We start from the raw sequence: 18,123 nt of genomic DNA, 5'->3' as shown, positions 1-18,123 counted from the left end.
TTATTCCCCCTGACGCTGGTAGTCGTTACGCTGCGCGTTGGCGCGGCGTTGGTCCATAATGGTGCCTCCCGTAGAGGTAGAAGCGTTACTGGCGCTGTTTGAGCTGGCTGCAGGCGGCAGACGCAGCAGATCGCTTGCGCCACTGCTATCGCTCTTTGCCGCCGGCGCGCCGGCGCCTTTCAGCATCTGATCCAGAGGCAGAACCATCAGGTTGCTCCCCTTATCGTTAACCAGCACTTTGCGCGTATGGCTCAGCACTTTTTCCATGGTTTCGATATACAGACGCTCGCGGGTAATTTCCGGAGCCGCTTTATACTCAGGCAGAATTTTTGCAAAACGAGCCACTTCACCCTGCGCTTCAAGAACGGTCTGGGTCTTATAGGCGCGAGCCTCTTCAAGGATACGCTGCGCCTGACCGTTAGCCCGCGGCTGGACTTCGTTGGTGTAAGCTTCCGCTTCACGAATGTACTGCTGTTCGTTTTCACGCGCGGCAATCGCATCATCAAACGCGGCTTTTACTTCCTCCGGCGGACGCGCCGTCTGGAAGTTGACGTCGAGCAGGGTGATACCCATGTTGTACGGACGAATGGTCTCTTCCAGCTCGCGCTGGGTATCGCTACGAATGACGGTACGTCCTTCGGTCAGGATACGGTCCATGGTGTATTTACCGATCACGCCACGCAGGGCGCTGTCGGTGGCCTGACGCAGGCTGTCGTCCGCGCTGGTGACGCTAAACAGATAGCGTTCCGGATCGGTCACGCGGTACTGCACGTTCATCTCAACGCGCACGACGTTTTCGTCAGACGTCAGCATGACGCCGGAAGCCGCCAGTTCGCGGACCGACTCAACGTTAACCGCCTGAACGTTATCAATGAAAGTAGGTTTCCAGTTAAGGCCAGGCTCAACCAGATGGCTAAATTTACCAAAGCGAGTGACGACGCCACGTTCAGCTTCTTTAATGGTATAGAAACCGCTGGCTGCCCAGATAATAACCGCAGCGGCGGCAACGATGCCGACGATACGTCCGCCCATTGGCCCGCGAGGTCCCTGAGAGCCGCTACCGCCGCCCAGTCCACCTTTTCCGCCACCCAGGCCGCCAAGTTTTTTACTTAGCTTACGGAAGATATCATCCAGATCGGGAGGTCCCTGCTCGCGACCGCCTTTGTTGCCATTTCCCCCAGAGTTGCCGCCTTGGTTATTGCTGCTTCCCCACGGGTCGCGGTCCTGTCCGTTATTACCGGGCTGATTCCACGCCATGTATATGCTCCATATTTGTTTTTGATATCCCCACAGGGGTCAATATCTTCAGGCAAGCTGCAAGGTCAAATCACGTATTCAACCAGCGCTGGCTCTTGTTTACAGAGGCGACGCCAGTCAACGATCGGCATGCGCACCTGCAGACCAACGCTACCGTCATCCTCCATCCACTCTTTCTCTATCGCCTGAAGCTGATAGAACCGGCTTCTCAACCGACCTTCCTGCGGTGGCAGGCGCAGCGTGTGCTGGGCCACTTCACCAGAAAGCCGTTCCGTCAAAGCCTGAAAAAGCAGCGGTACGCCAACCCCGGTCTGGGCGGAAAGCCAGACCCGAATCGGTTTATTTTCTTCATCCCGATCGATACGCGGCTCAAAATCATCCAGCATGTCGATTTTATTCATGACCAGCAGCGCCGGGATCTCATCAGCTTCGATTTCCGCGAGCACCGTATTCACTGCGTCAATATTTTCCTGCACGCGCACATCGGCAGCATCAATGATATGCAGCAACAGCGTCGCCTGGCGCGTCTCCTGGAGCGTCGCTTTAAACGCGGCCACCAGATCGTGCGGCAGGTGGCGAATAAAGCCTACGGTATCCGCCAGGACGGTTTCGCCGACATCAGGGACATCAATCCGGCGCAGCGTTGGGTCCAGAGTGGCGAACAGCTGGTTCGCAGCATAGACCTCGGCTTCGGTTATCTGATTGAACAACGTGGATTTACCGGCGTTGGTATAACCGACCAGCGACACGGTTGGAATATCGGCTTTGGCGCGTGACCGCCGTCCCTGCTCACGCTGTTTTTCAACTTTTTCCAGTCGCGCCAGGATCTGCATAATACGGTTACGCAGCAAGCGGCGGTCAGTTTCGAGCTGGGTTTCCCCCGGGCCGCGCAAACCAATCCCGCCTTTCTGTCTTTCAAGGTGGGTCCAGCCGCGAACGAGGCGAGTCGCCATGTGGCGCAGCTGCGCCAGCTCGACCTGCAGTTTCCCTTCGTGGGTACGCGCTCGCTGGGCAAAAATATCTAAAATCAAGCCGGTACGATCGATAACCCGACATTCGCATAAGCGCTCCAGGTTCCGTTCCTGTGCCGGACTCAGGGCATGATCGAAGAGCACGACCGATGCACCGGTCGCTTTTACGGCTTCCGCAATTTCGACTGCTTTACCTTCACCAACAAAATACTTCGGGTGCGGTGCTTTACGGCTACCGGTAATCACCTGCATTGCTTCGACACCGGCGGAAGAGGCCAGAGTTTCAAACTCCTGGAGATCTTCCATATCTTTGTCTTGCGAAAAATAGATGTGTACCAGTACCGCCTGCTCACCGGCATCATAACGGTCAAACAAGCGTAAACCCCTTATAAAATACCAGCGGGGAACGCAGAAAACCTGGCTCCCCGACGTGGAAAAACAGCATCTGCCTTATTCGGCGTCTTCGCTGTCTTGCTGCGGCGCAGAAGAACCCTGCGCACCACCACCGTGGTGATAGTTGTTTGTACCGCCGCCAGCATTGTTGCTGTGGTGTGACACCGGGCGAGACGGGACAACAGTAGAAATTGCGTGCTTATAGACCATCTGGCTGACCGTGTTTTTCAACAGGATCACGAACTGATCGAAAGACTCAATTTGCCCTTGCAGCTTAATACCATTCACCAAATAAATAGAAACCGGAACACGTTCCCGACGCAAAGCGTTCAGGAACGGATCTTGTAAAGATTGCCCCTTAGCCATTCTCTCTTTTCCTTATATGTATGCTTGTTTTGTACTCAGAACCTTACGATTCTTAAAAAAATTACGCACGATACCCGTTCAATTGTACACGTTCAGTCCAGGCTAGCACCAACAACCTGTAATACTTTGTTGAACGCTTGTTCAGGTTGTTCACTGTCTAACCAGTGGATACCTTCCCAACCGCGCAGCCAGGTCACCTGACGTTTAGCTAACTGTCTCGTGGCGCAAACACCTCGATAAACCATTTCATCATACGGGATCTCGCCATTTAGGTAAGACCACATCTGGCGATATCCGACACAACGAATGGAAGGCATATCCGTATGCAAATCTCCCCGGGCAAAAAGCGCCCGCACTTCTGCTTCAAAACCTGAAGCCAACATCTGATGAAAACGCTGTTCTATGCGCTGATGGAGCAGTTCACGGCTCGCCGGGGCGATGGCGAACTGGTGCACCTTATACGGCAGAGCATCACCTGACGTTTGCGTCAGCTCCGTTAAAGTTTTACCCGAAATGAAAAAAACTTCCAGTGCTCGGGAAAGTCTTTGCGGATCATTTGGATGAATACGCGCGGCGGCAACCGGATCAATTTCCTGTAGCTGCTGGTGTAACGCGTTCCATCCCTGCTCTGCGGCCTGTTGCTCGATCCTGGCTCTGACCTCAGGGTCAGCCGAGGGTAGAGGCGACAATCCTTCCAACAACGCCTTGAAATACAACATCGTTCCGCCAACCAGTAGCGGAATTCGCCCGGCAGCGACGATATCGGCCATCTCTGCCAGCGCATCGCGGCGGAAATCCGCCGCGGAATAAGCTTCGGCCGGGTCAAGAATATCCAGCAGACGATGCGGCGCAGCGCTCAGCTCCGCGGCATCGGGCTTGGCCGTGCCTATGTCCATTCCTCGATAGATGAGGGCTGAATCAACGCTAATCAACTCTACTGGCAAAACTTTACGTAAGGCGATAGCCAATGCGGTTTTACCAGAGGCCGTCGGGCCCATTAAAAATATTGCCTTAGGCAGGCTTGCCTCAGTTACATCACTCATCTTTCAGGGCATTCATCGCCGAATGTAAATCAACAGGTTGTAACAGACCACCCGGCGGCGCTTTAACCAGCTGCGGACATAAGCGTTCGATATCCGCCAGGACGGCAATCGCCTGCGCCATGTTCCACTGCGCATGTTCGCTCGCCAGATTACGCGCCATCCACTGAGCAATATTGCCGACGTCGACGGTTTTTTGCTGCGCCAGGTAGCCTATCAGTTCAGGAATCAAGATTTGTAAATTTTGTTGTCTTAAGGGTAAAGGCACTGCGCGGACCGTCACGTGGTGCGCATCGGACTGGAGTTCAATCCCGACCTCAGCCAGCGCCGACTGCGCCTGCTTGAGCGCGTCTTTTTCCTCGTCGGACACTTTTATCCGCAGCGGGATAAGCAGCGGTTGGGCGCAAACCGCCTCTGCGCCCGGCGTTAGCTGCGCCTGGCGCAGCCAGCGCTCAGCAACCGGCAGAGCCAGCAGCGCTAACTTACCGCCGCGCTCCAGCAGCGCGCAGTCGCTATCGATAATCGTCAGTACGCGGCCAAAGCTTTGGCTATGGCCCGACAGGCCTTCCGCTGCCGGTGCGGGAGCCAGGGGTTTGCGCTCCGTGGCCGGCGTATCCAGCAGTTGGCGATAAAGCGCACCCTGCTGTTTTTGATAGCCTGGCTGCGCGTGCGGCCAGGCGGCTCCGCCAGATGAACCCGAGGCGGCGGACTCTCGCGAACCTCCGGTATTAAAACGCGGCGCGGCGGGCTCATCCCGGTAACGGGGAGCGGCGCTTTCACGCGCGACCGCTGGCTGGGCAAAATGATTGCCGCCCGCCGCAATGCGGTTTTCCGGCACCTGCCGCGGCGCGGGCTCATCGCCCTCTTCCGCCAACGGCACCTCCAGCTGCTGCTGCAGGACGCTCAGCACGCCCTGATAGATAAAGTCATGCACCAGGCGCGACTGATGAAAACGCACTTCATGTTTGGCCGGATGGACGTTCACATCCACCTGATGCGGATCTATCTTCAGATACAGCACAAAGGCAGGCTGCTGGTCGGCGCCCAGTTTGTCTTCACAGGCCTGGCGAATCGCGTGATTAATCAGGCGATCGCGCATCATCCGCCCATTGACGTAGCAATACTGAATCTCCGCCAGCGTCGGATTGGTATGTAGCGGATCGGCCACCCAGCCGCTGAGGGTCAGGTCGCCGTGCTGCCACTCAATCGCCAGCGCGTGTTCGAGAAATGGCAAACCGCAGATCGCGCCCAGACGCCGCTCGCGCTGGCCGTCCTGCGATACCGCCCGGTACTGGCGCACGGACTTGCCGTTGTGGCTGAGGTTGATGGTCACGTCGAAGCGCGCCAGCGCAATGCGCCGCACGATCTCGTCGATATGGCCAAACTCGGTTTTCTCGGTGCGCATAAATTTGCGCCGGGCGGGGGTGTTATAAAACAGATCCAGCACTTCCAGCGTTGTTCCCACCGGGTGCGCCGCCGGCTTCACGGTGACCGCCTGATCGCGCCCTTCGGCATAGGCCTGCCAGGCCTCCTGCTGATCTTCGGTACGCGAGGTCAACGTCAGACGCGCCACTGAGCTAATACTGGCCAGAGCTTCGCCGCGAAAGCCGAGGCTAATGATCGCCTCAAGGTCATCCAGCGAAGCAATTTTACTGGTGGCGTGACGAGCCAGCGCCAGCGCCAGCTCGTCTTTTTTGATGCCGCAGCCGTTATCGCGAATGCGGATTAACTTCGCCCCGCCGCGCTCAATATCAATGTCGATGCGCGTCGCCCCGGCATCGAGGCTATTTTCCACCAGCTCTTTGACCACCGACGCCGGACGTTCCACCACTTCACCTGCGGCAATCTGGTTGGCGAGCTGCGGCGGTAGAACCTGAATCGGCATGGCCGTCTCCTTAATTTAACAACGTCCCGTCTGACGAACCTGCGCTGGCAGTCTGCGCGGCTGCCCCGCGCGGCGCGGATTGCAGAGGATGCTGCATAAAGTAGTTACGCAGGCCGTTATAAATCGCCTCTGCGACCTGCTGCTGATAAGCATCGCTACCCAGCAGCCGCTCTTCGCCGGTATTACTGATAAAACCCGTTTCCACCAGGATCGACGGGATATCCGGCGAACGCAGTACGCCGAGGCTGGCATGCTCAGGGCGACGCTTATGTAAATCGCCGATCCGCTGCAGCTGGCTCAGCACATTGGTCGCTACATCATACCCGACGCGCTGGGAATGGCCGAACTGTAAATCCAGCACCGCCTGGCTCAGGTAAGGGTCCGACTGGCTGTTGGCCAGTACATCGCCCGCGCCGCCCAGCAGTTCTGACTGTTTCTCATGCTGCTCGAGCCAGCCGGCCATTTCGCTGTTCGCGCGGCGGTTGGAAAGCACCCAAACCGAGGCCCCGGTAGCATCGCGATTCGGCGCAGCGTCGGCGTGAATCGAGACAAGGAAATTGGCGTTTTGCTTACGTGCGACGTCAGAACGCCCCATGACGGAAATGAAATAATCGCCGTCGCGCGTTAGCACGGGCCTGAACTGCGGATCGGCATTCAGCAGCGCGCGGAGCTTACGCGCAATCGCTATGGTCACATTCTTTTCTTTCGTGCCGTTCGGACCAATGGCTCCCGGATCCTGGCCGCCGTGGCCGGCGTCAATGGCGATAATCACTTTATCGTCACCGGAAACGGTACGCGCCGCAGGACGCGTTACGCTACTGGTGCTGGTCACCGCGGTAAGCCGGTCGTTATCGGCTTTAAACGGGTTGCGCGCGGGTTCGCTCGGACGCACGGGCTGCGCCACGGGCCTTTCCGCCTGTCTAACCACCACTGGCTGAGGTGGAGGCGGAGGCGGCGCGTCGGCGTTAATCGTAAACACCACGGTGTAGTTAGAGCCGTTCTGCTGTTTCACCGCGCGGGTTTTGCCGTCGGCGGTGAGATCCACCATCAGGCGCAGCGACTGCGTATCCTGCGGCGTCCCGGAACGAATGCTTTTTACCAGATTATTGCCGCTAAACTGCAGCGGTAGCCCCTGGAGTACGCCAGTCTGTTTAATATCCAGCGCCACGATGCGTTTGCCCTGGGGGCTAAACGAATATTCAGGTTCGCCGATAAAGCTAATGGTAATGCGGGCCTGCCGATCGCCATTTGAGACCTGGATATCGGATAAACTTGCCGCAGTGGCCTGAATGCTGAACAGCATCAGTGCGGCGGCCAGCCAACTGGTTAAGCGATACATCATCCCGTCGTCCTTCAGGCTAATTAGCCAAACGCGCCAATAAAGACTCACCCAATGAGGAGACCGCGGTTACGCGCGCCTCACGCCCTTGTGCCTGATACTCAAGGTGAATTTCAACATCCGGGTCCGGCAGTACTCCCGTGCCCTGCTGAGGCCATTCCACCAGGCAGATAGCATCGTCAGTAAAATAATCGCGGATCCCCATAAACTCGAGTTCCTCAGGATCCGCCAGGCGATAAAGATCGAAGTGATAGACCATCAAATTATCGAGACTGTATGGCTCGACGAGGGTGTAGGTTGGGCTTTTAACGTTGCCACGGTGACCGAGAGCCTGAAGGAAACCGCGGCTAAAGGTGGTCTTACCCGCCCCTAAATCGCCATACAAATAGATGACCGTCGCGCCAGCGCATGCCTGCGCGACACGGTTGCCAAGGCTTAAAGTCGCCTGCTCATCGGGTAAAGGAATCACTCGGTTAATCATGGTCTACGTCAATCACATCCGGGTTAACAACACGCCTGAGCGTGAAAAAAAGATCGGTCGCCAGCATTCCGCGGGTGCCGTGTCTCGCCGCCAGCCGATCGGCGGCTTCGCCATGAGCAACGCATCCGGCGCAGGCAGCATCATACGGCGTCAGGCGCTGGCCTAACAACGCAGCGATAATACCGGTCAGCACATCGCCCATCCCGCCGCTGGCCATCCCAGCGTTACCGGCGTCGATAATAGCCATTTCGCCCGTTTCGCTCGCCACGATCGTACCTGCACCTTTCAGCACCACGATGCCACCATAACGTTTTACCAGACGTTGTGCAGAATGTAAGCTATCGCTTTCAATTTCTGCCACACTCACGTTCAGCAGGCGGGCGGCTTCGCCGGGATGCGGCGTCAGCACGCGATTGTGACGTTTATCGGGATTGATTGCCAGCAGGTTCAGCGCATCCGCATCCCAGACCATTGGTTTGCGAAAATTCTCCGCCTGGCGTAGCGCATTTTTACCCCACTCGCCCTGCCCCAGACCCGGCCCAATCGCAATGACATCCGCCCAGTGCAGACTCTCTTCGAGAGAACGGGACGTCAGCTCATGAACCATCAGCTCCGGCCTGGCGGTCAGAATGGGGGCAATGTTGTCCCGGTGAGTCAGTACTCGCACCAGCCCGGCGCCCGCGCGCAGCGCCGCTTCACCGCTCATTCGTATGGCGCCCGCCGTCCCCGGTTCGCCGCCAATAATCACCAGCTTACCGTGGTCGCCTTTGTGCGAGGTTGGACGCCGCGGCGGCAGCCAGCCGGGGAGCTGCGAGGCATCGAAGCGACTGAGCGCCGTCGTTTGGCCTGCCAGCCAACCCTCAAGCCCCAGGGCGTGGTGATGCAAACGGCCAACGACATCGCGGGCTTTGCCGGTCAGCAGCCCCGGCTTAAGCGCGATAAAGGTGATGGTATGAGCGGCATGGATAACCGCGCCCGGCGTCGTCCCCGTTTGCGCATTCAGGCCGGAGGGGATATCCAGCGCCACAACCGCAGCCGGATGGGCGTTTGCCCGCGCGATCAGCGCCGCAACGTTTTCCCGGGGCGCGCTCTGTAACCCGGTACCGAGCAGGCCGTCAATAATCAGCGTGATATCTTCCGGCCAGGGGATGCTGGCGGCATGAATCGTGCCGCCGGCGTTGAGCCACTCCTCACGCGCGAGGCTGGCCTCTTCCGGCAGCGGTTTCTCGCTCTCCAGCGCCAGCAGCGTGACCTGAATGCCTCGCGACTGTGCCAGGCGAGCCACCACGTAGCCGTCGCCGCCGTTATTACCGTGGCCGCAGAGAATCAGCCAGTGCTGGCTTTCAGGATACTGGACGCGCGCAAGCTCAAAAGCCGCTTCGCCCGCACGACGCATCAATTCATACAACGTCAGCCCAAGGGCATCCGCCGCCTCTTTTTCCGCTCGTCGTAGCGCCTCCGCCGACCAGATGATATGTGGTATACTCCCGGTGTTTTTCGTCATCGTATGGTCCATCATGTCACAGCCCCTCGATCTCAATCAGTTAGCGCAGCAAATCAAACAATGGGGCACAGAGTTGGGGTTCCAGCAGGTCGGTATTACCGATACCGATCTCAGCGCCAGCGAACCTAAACTGCAGGCGTGGCTGGATAAACAATACCACGGCGAAATGGCGTGGATGGCGCGTCATGGCATGATGCGCGCGCGCCCCCATGAGCTCCAGCCCGGTACCCTGCGCGTGATTAGCGTGAGAATGAACTACCTGCCCGCTAATGCCGCTTTCGCCCGTACCCTGAAAGACCCCGCCGTGGGTTACGTTAGCCGTTACGCCCTCGGACGGGACTATCACAAGCTATTACGTCATCGCCTGAAAAAATTAGGTGAGATGATTCAGGGACAGTGTGCTTCGCTCAATTTTAGACCTTTTGTCGATTCCGCGCCGATTCTTGAACGCCCTTTAGCCGAAAAAGCGGGGCTGGGATGGACAGGTAAGCACTCGCTCATCCTTAGTCGCGATGCCGGCTCGTTCTTTTTCCTCGGTGAACTGCTTATTGATCTCCCTCTTCCCATTGACCAGCCCGTCAAGGAAGAGTGCGGCCGCTGCGTTGCCTGTATGACCATCTGCCCAACCGGCGCCATCGTCGAGCCCTATACCGTCGATGCCCGGCGCTGTATTTCCTATCTGACTATCGAACTGGAAGGCGCTATTCCGGAAGAGTTTCGTCCGCTGATCGGCAACCGCATATACGGCTGCGATGACTGCCAGCTGATTTGCCCGTGGAACCGCTTCGCGCAGCTCACCGATGAAGAGGATTTCAGCCCGCGCAAGGCGCTACACGCCCCGGCGCTTATTGAGCTGTTCGCCTGGAGCGAACCCTGGTTTTTAAAAGTGACGGAAGGTTCGGCCATTCGCCGTATTGGTCATCTGCGCTGGCTGCGTAATATCGCCGTCGCGTTGGGCAACGCGCCCTGGGATGAAGCGAACCTGAAGGCGCTGGAAAGCCGCAGGGGTGAGCACCCGCTTCTCGACGAACATATCGAGTGGGCGATGGCGCAGCAAATTGAAAAGAGAAATGCCAATGTGGTTGAGGTGCAGTTACCCAAAAAGCTGCGTCTGGTCAGGGTGGTTGAAAAAGGGCTACCGCGCGACGCCTGATTCATTCACAGGGTGTGAATAAAAATAAAAACACATTGCGTTTCAAGGGGCAGACGTTCGTCAAGTGATCGGATTAACACTTTGAAATGAAATTTAACTGTTACATTTCAATTAGATATAAGAATACTATTTACATAGTGAAGTAATTTTCTGAGAGAGGACGAAAGGTTAAGCTGTGGATAACTCTGTTCACAGTATTTTCAGGACCGCGCGAAAATCATCACCGGCGCGTGCTTGCGCTGTGGATAAACTGGGTATGAGAAGAAATTTGGAGCGGGAAACGAGACTCGAACTCGCGACCTCGACCTTGGCAAGGTCGTGCTCTACCAACTGAGCTATTCCCGCTTGGGTGTGGTAACTTTCAAATTTTGGAGCGGGAAACGAGACTCGAACTCGCGACCCCGACCTTGGCAAGGTCGTGCTCTACCAACTGAGCTATTCCCGCTTGGGTGTGGTAACTTTCAAATTTTTGGAGCGGGAAACGAGACTCGAACTCGCGACCCCGACCTTGGCAAGGTCGTGCTCTACCAACTGAGCTATTCCCGCATACTTCTGGCCATATTTCTATGGCGTCGTGATTTGCATTTCTGCTTCGTCACGGGAGGCGCATTATACGAGAATTCGATTTACCTGCAACCCCCCTGAGCGCAATTTTTTTCGTTTTTGGTTTAAGTGACCACTTTATCACCACACACCGGCCTGAATTGTCTAAATAACCAGCAAATGCGGCAAAATCACTTTTTCCGGGCCCGCTAAAGGCGCAAAATCGCTCAAGTTTATAGGCGGATATCGCCCGCTGACGGTCAACAACGATGACAACCAGGGAAATAAAATGAAAAAAGCGCTTACCGTCCTGCTGCTGGCCACGCTTGCCACAGGAACAGCATCGGCAACAACGCTACATTTTGGGACAACGACGGCCAATCCGCCGTATGAAACCGTCAATGGTAAAAATCAGCCCACGGGTTTTGATATCGACCTGGCCAACGCGCTGTGCAGGCAGATGCAGGTCGAATGCAAATTCACTCCCCAGGGGTTCGATACCCTCATCCCGGCGCTGCGCTTTAAGAAATTCGACGCCGTGATTGCCGGTATCGAAGTGATTCCGATGCGAGAAAAGCAGGTTGCGTTCAGCCATCCCTATCGTCAGGCGCTGTCCGGCGTAGTTGTCACAGCGAAAGACGCCGCCCATACCTTTGCCGATCTGAAGGATAAAAAAATCGGCGTCGTGAAAGGCACCCTTCATCAGCACTATCTGCGGGACAAACAAAAAGCCGTGCATGCGGTGCCTTACGACAGCGACGAAAGCGCCCTGAGCGCGCTGAAAGAAGGCGTGATTAGCGGCGTGATGGGCGATCAGGAGACGTTAACGAAATGGCTCCAGGATAACCCCGACTACGCCATGATGGACGAACGCGCCACGGATCCCGGCTACTACGGTAAGCAGTACGCCATTGCGGTACGTAAAGACGATCCTGAGCTGCTGAATAACATCAATGCCGCTCTGGATGTCGTAAAAGCCTCGCCGGAGTTCCAGGCCATGGAACAGAAGTGGTTTAAATAGTCGATGGTATGACCGGGGCGTGTTGGCCCCGGCACGGGCGTTAAAGCTTAATAAAGTGTTCGCGATAGTAGGCCAGTTCCGCGACCGATTCGCGAATATCGTCCATCGCCTGATGGGTTCCTTGTTTCTTAAAGCCGTCGAGAATTTCCGGCTTCCAGCGACGAGCCAGCTCTTTCAGCGTGCTGACGTCCAGATAACGGTAGTGGAAATACGCTTCCAGCTCAGGCATATATTTAAACAAGAAGCGGCGATCCTGGCCGATGCTATTGCCGCAGATCGGCGACTTACCCGCCGGTACCCACATTTTGAGGAATTCGATAGTCGCCAGTTCGGCTTCACGATCGCCCTGGGTACTCGCCTTCACCCGCTCCACCAGCCCGCTGCCGGTATGGGTACGCACGTTCCACTCGTCCATCAGCGCCAGCTGCGCGTCTGACTGGTGCACCGCAATGGTCGGCCCTTCCGCCAGAATGTTCAGATTCGCGTCGGTCACCAGGGTGGCGATTTCGATGATGCGATCGCGCTCCGGATCCAGCCCCGTCATTTCAAGATCGATCCAAATCAGGTTGTTTTCATCTGCACTCATGTTATTTTCCACCCTTCTTACGTCACTATATTCATCTAAAATAGCGTGTATCATAGAGGTTTTGCCCGTACAGGGCGACCAGGAGCCAGTTCGATTGAGTAAAAATAAACTCTCCAAAGGCCAACAGCGCCGCGTGAAGGCCAACCACCAGCGCCGCCTGAAAACGACTTCGGAGAAGGCCGATTTTGATGACAACCTGTTCGGTGAGAAATCCGAAGGGACCGTCATTAGCCGCTTTGGCATGCATGCCGATGTCGAATCCGCCGACGGTAGCGTCCACCGTTGCAACATACGCCGCACTATCCGTTCGCTGGTCACCGGCGATCGCGTGGTCTGGCGGCCTGGCAAAAGCGAAGCTGACGGCGTCAACGTCAAGGGCATCGTCGAGGCCGTCCATGAACGGACCTCCGTACTGACGCGCCCGGATTTCTACGACGGCGTCAAACCCATCGCCGCCAATATCAATCAGATTGTCATTGTTTCCGCGATCTTGCCTGAGCTTTCTCCGAATATTATCGACCGCTACCTCGTGGCCTGCGAAACGCTGAACGTTGAGCCGCTGATCGTGCTCAATAAGATCGACCTGCTGGATCAGGCGAGCATGGACTTCGTCAACGAGCAAATGGACATTTATCGCCATATTGGTTACCGCGTACTGATGGTCTCCAGCCGCACGCAGGATGGCCTGAAGCCGCTTGAAGAGGCGCTCACCGATCGTATCAGTATCTTTGCCGGGCAGTCAGGGGTAGGCAAATCCAGCCTGCTGAACGCGCTGCTGGGCCTGCATGATGACCAAATCCTCACCAATGACGTTTCGGATGTCTCCGGACTGGGGCAGCACACCACCACAGCCGCGCGCCTGTACCACTTCCCGCACGGCGGCGATGTGATTGACTCGCCTGGCGTACGCGAGTTCGGCCTGTGGCATCTCGACGCGGAACAAATCACCCACGGCTTTGTCGAATTCCATGATTATTTAGGCCGGTGCAAATACCGCGACTGCAAACACGACAATGACCCGGGCTGCGCCATTCGCGAAGCGGTGGAGAAAGGCGAAATCGCCGAAAGCCGGTTTGAAAACTACCATCGCATTCTGGAAAGCATGGCGCAGGTACAGGTAAAAACGCGTAAAAGCTTTTCATCAACCGATGACTGACATTTAAGCTGAGCATCGTTAGAATCGTCCCCCTTTTTTCAGGCTCCGCTGCTCCGCGGGGCCAGGAACGACAAATAATGGCCTGGAGGCTACCTTGTTAAACGATCTTAAACTTTCACTGCAATACATTCTGCCTAAACTGTGGCTCACCCGCCTCGCAGGCTGGGGTGCACGCAAACGAGCAGGCTGGCTGACAAAACTGGTCATCGATCTGTTCGTGAAATATTACAAGGTCGATATGAAAGAGGCGCAAAAGCCTGACACCGCCAGCTACCGTACCTTTAACGACTTCTTCGTTCGCCCGCTGCGCGACGACGTCCGTCCGTTAAACACCGACCCGAACGTGCTGGTAATGCCCGCCGACGGCGTCATCAGCCAACTGGGCGCCATTGAAGACGACAAAATTTTGCAGGCTAAAGGCCATAACTACAGCCTGGAAGCGCTGCTGGCCGGTAACTACCAGATGGCGGACCTGTTCCGTAACGGCAGCTTCGTTACCACCTATCTTTCGCCGCGCGATTACCACCGCGTGCATATGCCGTGCAACGGTATTCTGCGCGAAATGATCTACGTGCCGGGGGATCTGTTTTCCGTAAACCATCTGACCGCGCAAAACGTGCCGAATCTTTTTGCCCGCAACGAGCGCGTCATCTGCCTGTTCGATACTGAGTTTGGCCCTATGGTGCAAATCCTCGTCGGTGCTACCATCGTCGGCAGCATCGAAACCGTGTGGTCCGGTACCGTCACGCCGCCGCGCGAAGGCATCATTAAGCGCTGGACCTGGCCTGCTGGCGATAGCGAAGGCTCCGTCGCCCTGCTGAAAGGCCAGGAGATGGGCCGCTTTAAGCTGGGCTCCACGGTGATTAACCTGTTTGCTCCGGGCCAGGTGAAGCTGGTTGAGCAGTTACAAAGCCTGTCGGTGACCAAAATAGGCCAGCCGCTGGCGATCGCGCCTGAAGCCGCGGCGCCGGTAGAGCCCGCGCCGCTGGCGGAAGAAGAAGTCCGCGCTGAACACGCAGCCAGCCCGCTGGTTGACGATAAACAAGACGAAGGTTAATTCCTGAAAAAAGGTTACGCCGTGCGCCTGATATACACTTTCCTGTTGGCCTGGTGCCTCAGTCTTGGGGCGTACGCAGCGACAGCCCCGGATGCTAAACAGATAGCCCAGGAGCTGGAACAGGCGAAGGCGGCAAAGCCCGCCCAGCCTGAAACCGTTGAAGTCCTGCAATCTGCCCTGAACGCCCTTGAGGAGCGTAATGCTTCCCTTGAGCGCGCCCGCCAGTACCAGGACGTTATCGATAACTTCCCCAAACTGTCGCAAAACCTGCGCGCGCAGCTCAACAATCTCAGCGATGAGCCGCGCCAGGTCTCCACTACACTCTCCTCCGATGCCCTGAACCAGGAGATTCTCCAGGTCAGCAGCCAGCTGCTGGAAGCCAGTCGTAAAGCCCAGCAGGAGCAGGATCGCGCCCGCGACATCGCCGACTCCCTCAACCAGCTGCCGCAGCAGCAGAGCGATGCCCGCCGCCAGCTGAATGAGGTTGAACGCCGGGTCGGCGCGCAAAGCAGCAATACCCCGCTGGCACAGGCGCAAAATCTTGGTCTGCAGGCGGAGTCCGCGCGGCTGAAAGCGCTGGTCGATGAGCTGGATCTGGCGCAGCTTTCCGCCAATAACCGCCAGGAACTTTCGCGGTTGCGCTCCGAGCTGGCGCAGAAAGAGAGCGAGCAGCTCGACGCCTGGCTACAGGCGCTGAGAAATCAGCTCAATAACCAACGGCAGCGCGAGGCGGAGAAAGCGCTGGAAAGCACCGAACTGCTGGCGGAAAACAGCGAAAACCTGCCGCCGGATATCGTGGCGCAGTTTAAAGTTAACCGCGAGCTGTCGCAGGCGCTCAACCAGCAGGCGCAGCGGATGGATTTGATCGCCTCGCAGCAGCGCCAGGCGACCAATCAGACCCTCCAGGTGCGTCAGGCGTTAAACACCCTGCGCGAGCAGTCCCAGTGGCTGGGCTCTTCCAATCTGCTTGGTGAAGCCCTGCGCGCGCAGGTGGCTCGACTGCCGGAAATCCCGCGGCCGCAGCAGCTGGATACCGAAATGGCGCAGCTGCGCGTGCAGCGTTTACGCTATGAAGATCAGCTCGGCAAACAGCCGCAGCTAAGACAAATTCGTCAGGCCAACGGTGAACCGCTCACCGCGGAACAGAACCGTATTCTGCAGGCCCAGATGCGCACGCAGACCGAGCTGCTCAACTCCCTGCTGCGCGGCGGCGATACGCTTATGCTCGAACTGACCAAGCTGAAGGTCGCCAACGGTCAGCTAGAGGATGCGCTTAAAGAGATCAACGAAGCGACCCACCGCTATCTGTTCTGGACCTCGGACGTCAGCCCAATCGGCTTCTCATGGCCGCTGGAGATCGTTCAGGATCTCCGCCGCCTGATCTCGCTCGATACCATGAGCCAGCTCGGTAAGGCCAGCATGATGATGCTGACCAGCAAAGAGACCCTGCTGCCGCTCTTCGTCGCGCTCATTCTGGTGGGGTTCAGTATTAGCTCACGCCGCCATTTCACCAGCTTCCTTGAGCGCTCCAGCGCGCGCGTCGGTAAGGTTACGCAGGATCACTTCTGGCTCACCCTGCGCACGGTGTTCTGGTCCATACTGGTGGCCTCGCCGCTGCCGGTGCTGTGGATGACGCTGGGCTATGGCCTGCAGGCTGCCTGGCCTTTCCCGCTGGCCGTGGCGATTGGCGATAGCGTCACCGCCACGGTACCGCTGCTGTGGGTCGTAATGATTTGCGCCACGTTCGCCCGCCCTAACGGTCTGTTTATCGCCCACTTTGGCTGGCCGCGCAGCCGCGTCAGCAAAGCGATGCGCTACTACCTGATGAGCATTGGGCTGATCGTGCCGCTAATTATGGCGCTGATTACTTTCGATAACCTCAACGATCGCGAGTTCTCCGCCTCGCTGGGCCGCCTCTGCTTTATGCTGATTTGCGGCGCGCTGGCGATGGTGACCCTGAGCCTGAAACGCGCCGGCATTCCGCTGTATCTCGACAAAGAAGGCAGCGGCGACAATATGCTGAACCGGCTGCTGTGGAATATGCTGCTTGGCGCGCCGCTGATAGCGATGCTGGCGGCGGCGATCGGCTATCTCGCCACGTCGCAGGCGCTGCTCGCCAGGCTTGAAACCTCGGTCGCCATCTGGTTCCTGCTGCTGGTGGTTTATCACATCATACGCCGCTGGATGCTGATCCAGCGGCGCCGCCTGGCGTTCGATCGCGCGAAGCACCGTCGGGCGGAGATCCTCGCCCAGCGCGCCCGCGGCGAAGAGGAAGTCCAGCATACCAGCAGCCCGGAAGGTTCGATGGAAGCTGAGGTCAGCGAGGTCGATCTTGATGCCATCAGTACCCAGTCGTTGCGTCTGGTGCGCTCCCTGCTGATGCTGATCGCGCTGGTGTCGGTTATCGTGCTGTGGTCAGAAATCCACTCCGCGTTTGGCTTCCTGGAGAATATCTCGCTGTGGGACGTCACCTCCACGGTACAGGGCGTTGAGAGCCTGGAGCCGATTACCCTCGGCGCGGTGCTGATAGCCATCCTGGTGCTGATTATTACTACCCAGTTGGTGCGCAACCTACCCGCGCTGCTGGAGCTGGCCATCCTCCAGCATCTGGAACTGACGCCGGGCACCGGCTACGCCATCACCACCATCACTAAGTATCTGCTGATGCTGATCGGCGGTCTGGTCGGCTTCTCGATGATTGGGATTGAGTGGTCCAAGCTGCAGTGGCTTATTGCCGCGCTCGGTGTGGGTCTCGGTTTTGGCCTGCAGGAGATCTTCGCCAACTTTATCTCGGGCCTGATTATCCTGTTTGAGAAACCGATCCGCATTGGCGATACGGTCACCATTCGCGATCTCACCGGCAGCGTGACGCGAATTAATACCCGCGCCACCACCATCAGCGACTGGGACCGTAAAGAGATTATCGTACCGAACAAGGCGTTCATCACCGAACAGTTCATCAACTGGTCGCTGTCGGATTCCGTGACCCGCGTGGTGCTAACGGTGCCTGCTCCGGTAGATGCCGATACCGAAGAGGTGGCGCAGATCCTGTTAAATGCCGCGCACCGCTGTTCATTGGTTATCGATACCCCGGCGCCGGAAGCGTTCCTCGTTGATCTGCAGCAGGGGATCCAGATTTTCGAGCTGCGTATCTACGCCGCCGAAATGGGTCACCGGATGCCGCTGCGCCACGAGATGCACCAGCTGATTCTGGCCGGATTCCGCGAGCACGGTATCGATATGCCGTTCCCGCCGTTCCAGATGCGCCTGGAGAGCATCGATGGCAGAAAAAGCAGCAGGGCGCTGACCTCGGCAGGGAAAACCAGCCGCACGCCCGGCAGCCTGTAAGAACGCCTTGCCTGAACGCAGGC

The 18,123-nt window shown here is 57.4% G+C and carries 14 protein-coding genes and 3 tRNA genes; 5 read left to right on the top strand and 12 right to left on the bottom strand.

Annotation, left to right across the window (positions count from 1 at the left end; genetic code table 11):
- From hflK to nnr, 8 genes are all read right to left on the bottom strand, one after another.
- A complete protein-coding gene (gene hflK, locus MKleb_RS02455) occupies window positions 1-1,257 on the bottom strand; it encodes an FtsH protease activity modulator HflK (protein WP_014227623.1) in 1,257 nt (418 codons plus the stop codon).
- A 65-nt stretch (window positions 1,258-1,322) separates the two neighbouring features.
- Window positions 1,323-2,603 (bottom strand): ribosome rescue GTPase HflX, encoded by a 1,281-nt coding sequence (gene hflX, locus MKleb_RS02450; RefSeq protein ID WP_004097973.1) that lies wholly within the window; start codon window positions 2,601-2,603, stop codon window positions 1,323-1,325.
- Window positions 2,604-2,678: 75 nt separating this feature from the next.
- Window positions 2,679-2,987: an RNA chaperone Hfq gene (gene hfq, locus MKleb_RS02445; RefSeq protein WP_004097968.1), complete on the bottom strand. Its 309-nt coding sequence runs from the start codon at window positions 2,985-2,987 to the stop codon at window positions 2,679-2,681.
- 92 nt (window positions 2,988-3,079) lie between these two features.
- On the bottom strand, window positions 3,080-4,030 hold the full coding sequence (gene miaA / locus MKleb_RS02440) for a tRNA (adenosine(37)-N6)-dimethylallyltransferase MiaA (RefSeq protein WP_032695150.1): 951 nt from the start codon (window positions 4,028-4,030) through the stop codon (window positions 3,080-3,082).
- The gene (mutL, locus tag MKleb_RS02435; RefSeq protein ID WP_025107633.1) at window positions 4,023-5,912 is read right to left on the bottom strand and encodes a DNA mismatch repair endonuclease MutL; all 1,890 of its coding nucleotides are present in this window, start codon (window positions 5,910-5,912) and stop codon (window positions 4,023-4,025) included. The genes miaA and mutL overlap by 8 nt, the downstream gene beginning before the upstream one ends.
- A gap of 10 nt (window positions 5,913-5,922) precedes the next feature.
- Window positions 5,923-7,254 (bottom strand): N-acetylmuramoyl-L-alanine amidase AmiB, encoded by a 1,332-nt coding sequence (amiB, locus tag MKleb_RS02430; protein ID WP_025107634.1) that lies wholly within the window; start codon window positions 7,252-7,254, stop codon window positions 5,923-5,925.
- A gap of 16 nt (window positions 7,255-7,270) precedes the next feature.
- Complete coding sequence (gene tsaE, locus MKleb_RS02425) at window positions 7,271-7,732, bottom strand: tRNA (adenosine(37)-N6)-threonylcarbamoyltransferase complex ATPase subunit type 1 TsaE (protein WP_014227619.1); 462 nt, start codon at window positions 7,730-7,732, stop codon at window positions 7,271-7,273.
- Window positions 7,725-9,236, bottom strand: coding sequence for a bifunctional ADP-dependent NAD(P)H-hydrate dehydratase/NAD(P)H-hydrate epimerase (nnr, locus tag MKleb_RS02420; RefSeq protein WP_217076737.1), 1,512 nt, complete (start codon window positions 9,234-9,236; stop codon window positions 7,725-7,727). The genes tsaE and nnr overlap by 8 nt, the downstream gene beginning before the upstream one ends.
- Window positions 9,237-9,249: 13 nt before the next feature.
- Here nnr and queG point away from each other — a divergent pair, with 13 nt between their 5' ends.
- The gene (gene queG / locus MKleb_RS02415) at window positions 9,250-10,389 is read left to right on the top strand and encodes a tRNA epoxyqueuosine(34) reductase QueG (RefSeq protein WP_014227617.1); all 1,140 of its coding nucleotides are present in this window, start codon (window positions 9,250-9,252) and stop codon (window positions 10,387-10,389) included.
- A gap of 269 nt (window positions 10,390-10,658) precedes the next feature.
- Here the strand turns inward: queG and MKleb_RS02410 are convergent.
- From MKleb_RS02410 to MKleb_RS02400, 3 genes are all read right to left on the bottom strand, one after another.
- Window positions 10,659-10,734, bottom strand: a tRNA-Gly gene (locus MKleb_RS02410).
- A 24-nt stretch (window positions 10,735-10,758) separates the two neighbouring features.
- Window positions 10,759-10,834: transfer RNA gene (locus MKleb_RS02405), tRNA-Gly, on the bottom strand.
- A gap of 25 nt (window positions 10,835-10,859) precedes the next feature.
- A tRNA-Gly gene (locus MKleb_RS02400) sits at window positions 10,860-10,935 on the bottom strand.
- 286 nt (window positions 10,936-11,221) lie between these two features.
- Between MKleb_RS02400 and MKleb_RS02395 the strand changes: the two genes are divergently transcribed.
- Window positions 11,222-11,953, top strand: a complete 732-nt coding sequence (locus MKleb_RS02395; RefSeq protein WP_025107636.1) for an arginine ABC transporter substrate-binding protein — start codon at window positions 11,222-11,224, stop codon at window positions 11,951-11,953.
- Window positions 11,954-11,993: 40 nt separating this feature from the next.
- Here MKleb_RS02395 and orn read toward each other — a convergent pair whose 3' ends face one another.
- Complete coding sequence (gene orn / locus MKleb_RS02390; protein WP_217076429.1) at window positions 11,994-12,539, bottom strand: oligoribonuclease; 546 nt, start codon at window positions 12,537-12,539, stop codon at window positions 11,994-11,996.
- Between the two features lie 94 nt (window positions 12,540-12,633).
- Here orn and rsgA point away from each other — a divergent pair, with 94 nt between their 5' ends.
- From rsgA to mscM, 3 genes are all read left to right on the top strand, one after another.
- Window positions 12,634-13,695: a small ribosomal subunit biogenesis GTPase RsgA gene (gene rsgA, locus MKleb_RS02385; RefSeq protein ID WP_004097952.1), complete on the top strand. Its 1,062-nt coding sequence runs from the start codon at window positions 12,634-12,636 to the stop codon at window positions 13,693-13,695.
- A gap of 94 nt (window positions 13,696-13,789) precedes the next feature.
- On the top strand, window positions 13,790-14,752 hold the full coding sequence (asd, locus tag MKleb_RS02380) for an archaetidylserine decarboxylase (protein WP_025107637.1): 963 nt from the start codon (window positions 13,790-13,792) through the stop codon (window positions 14,750-14,752).
- A 21-nt stretch (window positions 14,753-14,773) separates the two neighbouring features.
- The gene (gene mscM / locus MKleb_RS02375) at window positions 14,774-18,100 is read left to right on the top strand and encodes a miniconductance mechanosensitive channel MscM (RefSeq protein ID WP_025107638.1); all 3,327 of its coding nucleotides are present in this window, start codon (window positions 14,774-14,776) and stop codon (window positions 18,098-18,100) included.
- Window positions 18,101-18,123: the final 23 nt, after the last annotated feature.

Origin of the sequence: Klebsiella sp. PL-2018, from assembly GCF_019048985.1 — a bacterium.
GTDB classification, from domain to species: domain Bacteria; phylum Pseudomonadota; class Gammaproteobacteria; order Enterobacterales; family Enterobacteriaceae; genus Klebsiella; species Klebsiella michiganensis.
Note: the sequence above shows the minus strand (reverse complement) of the source record. Positions and strands in the feature narration are given on the sequence as shown.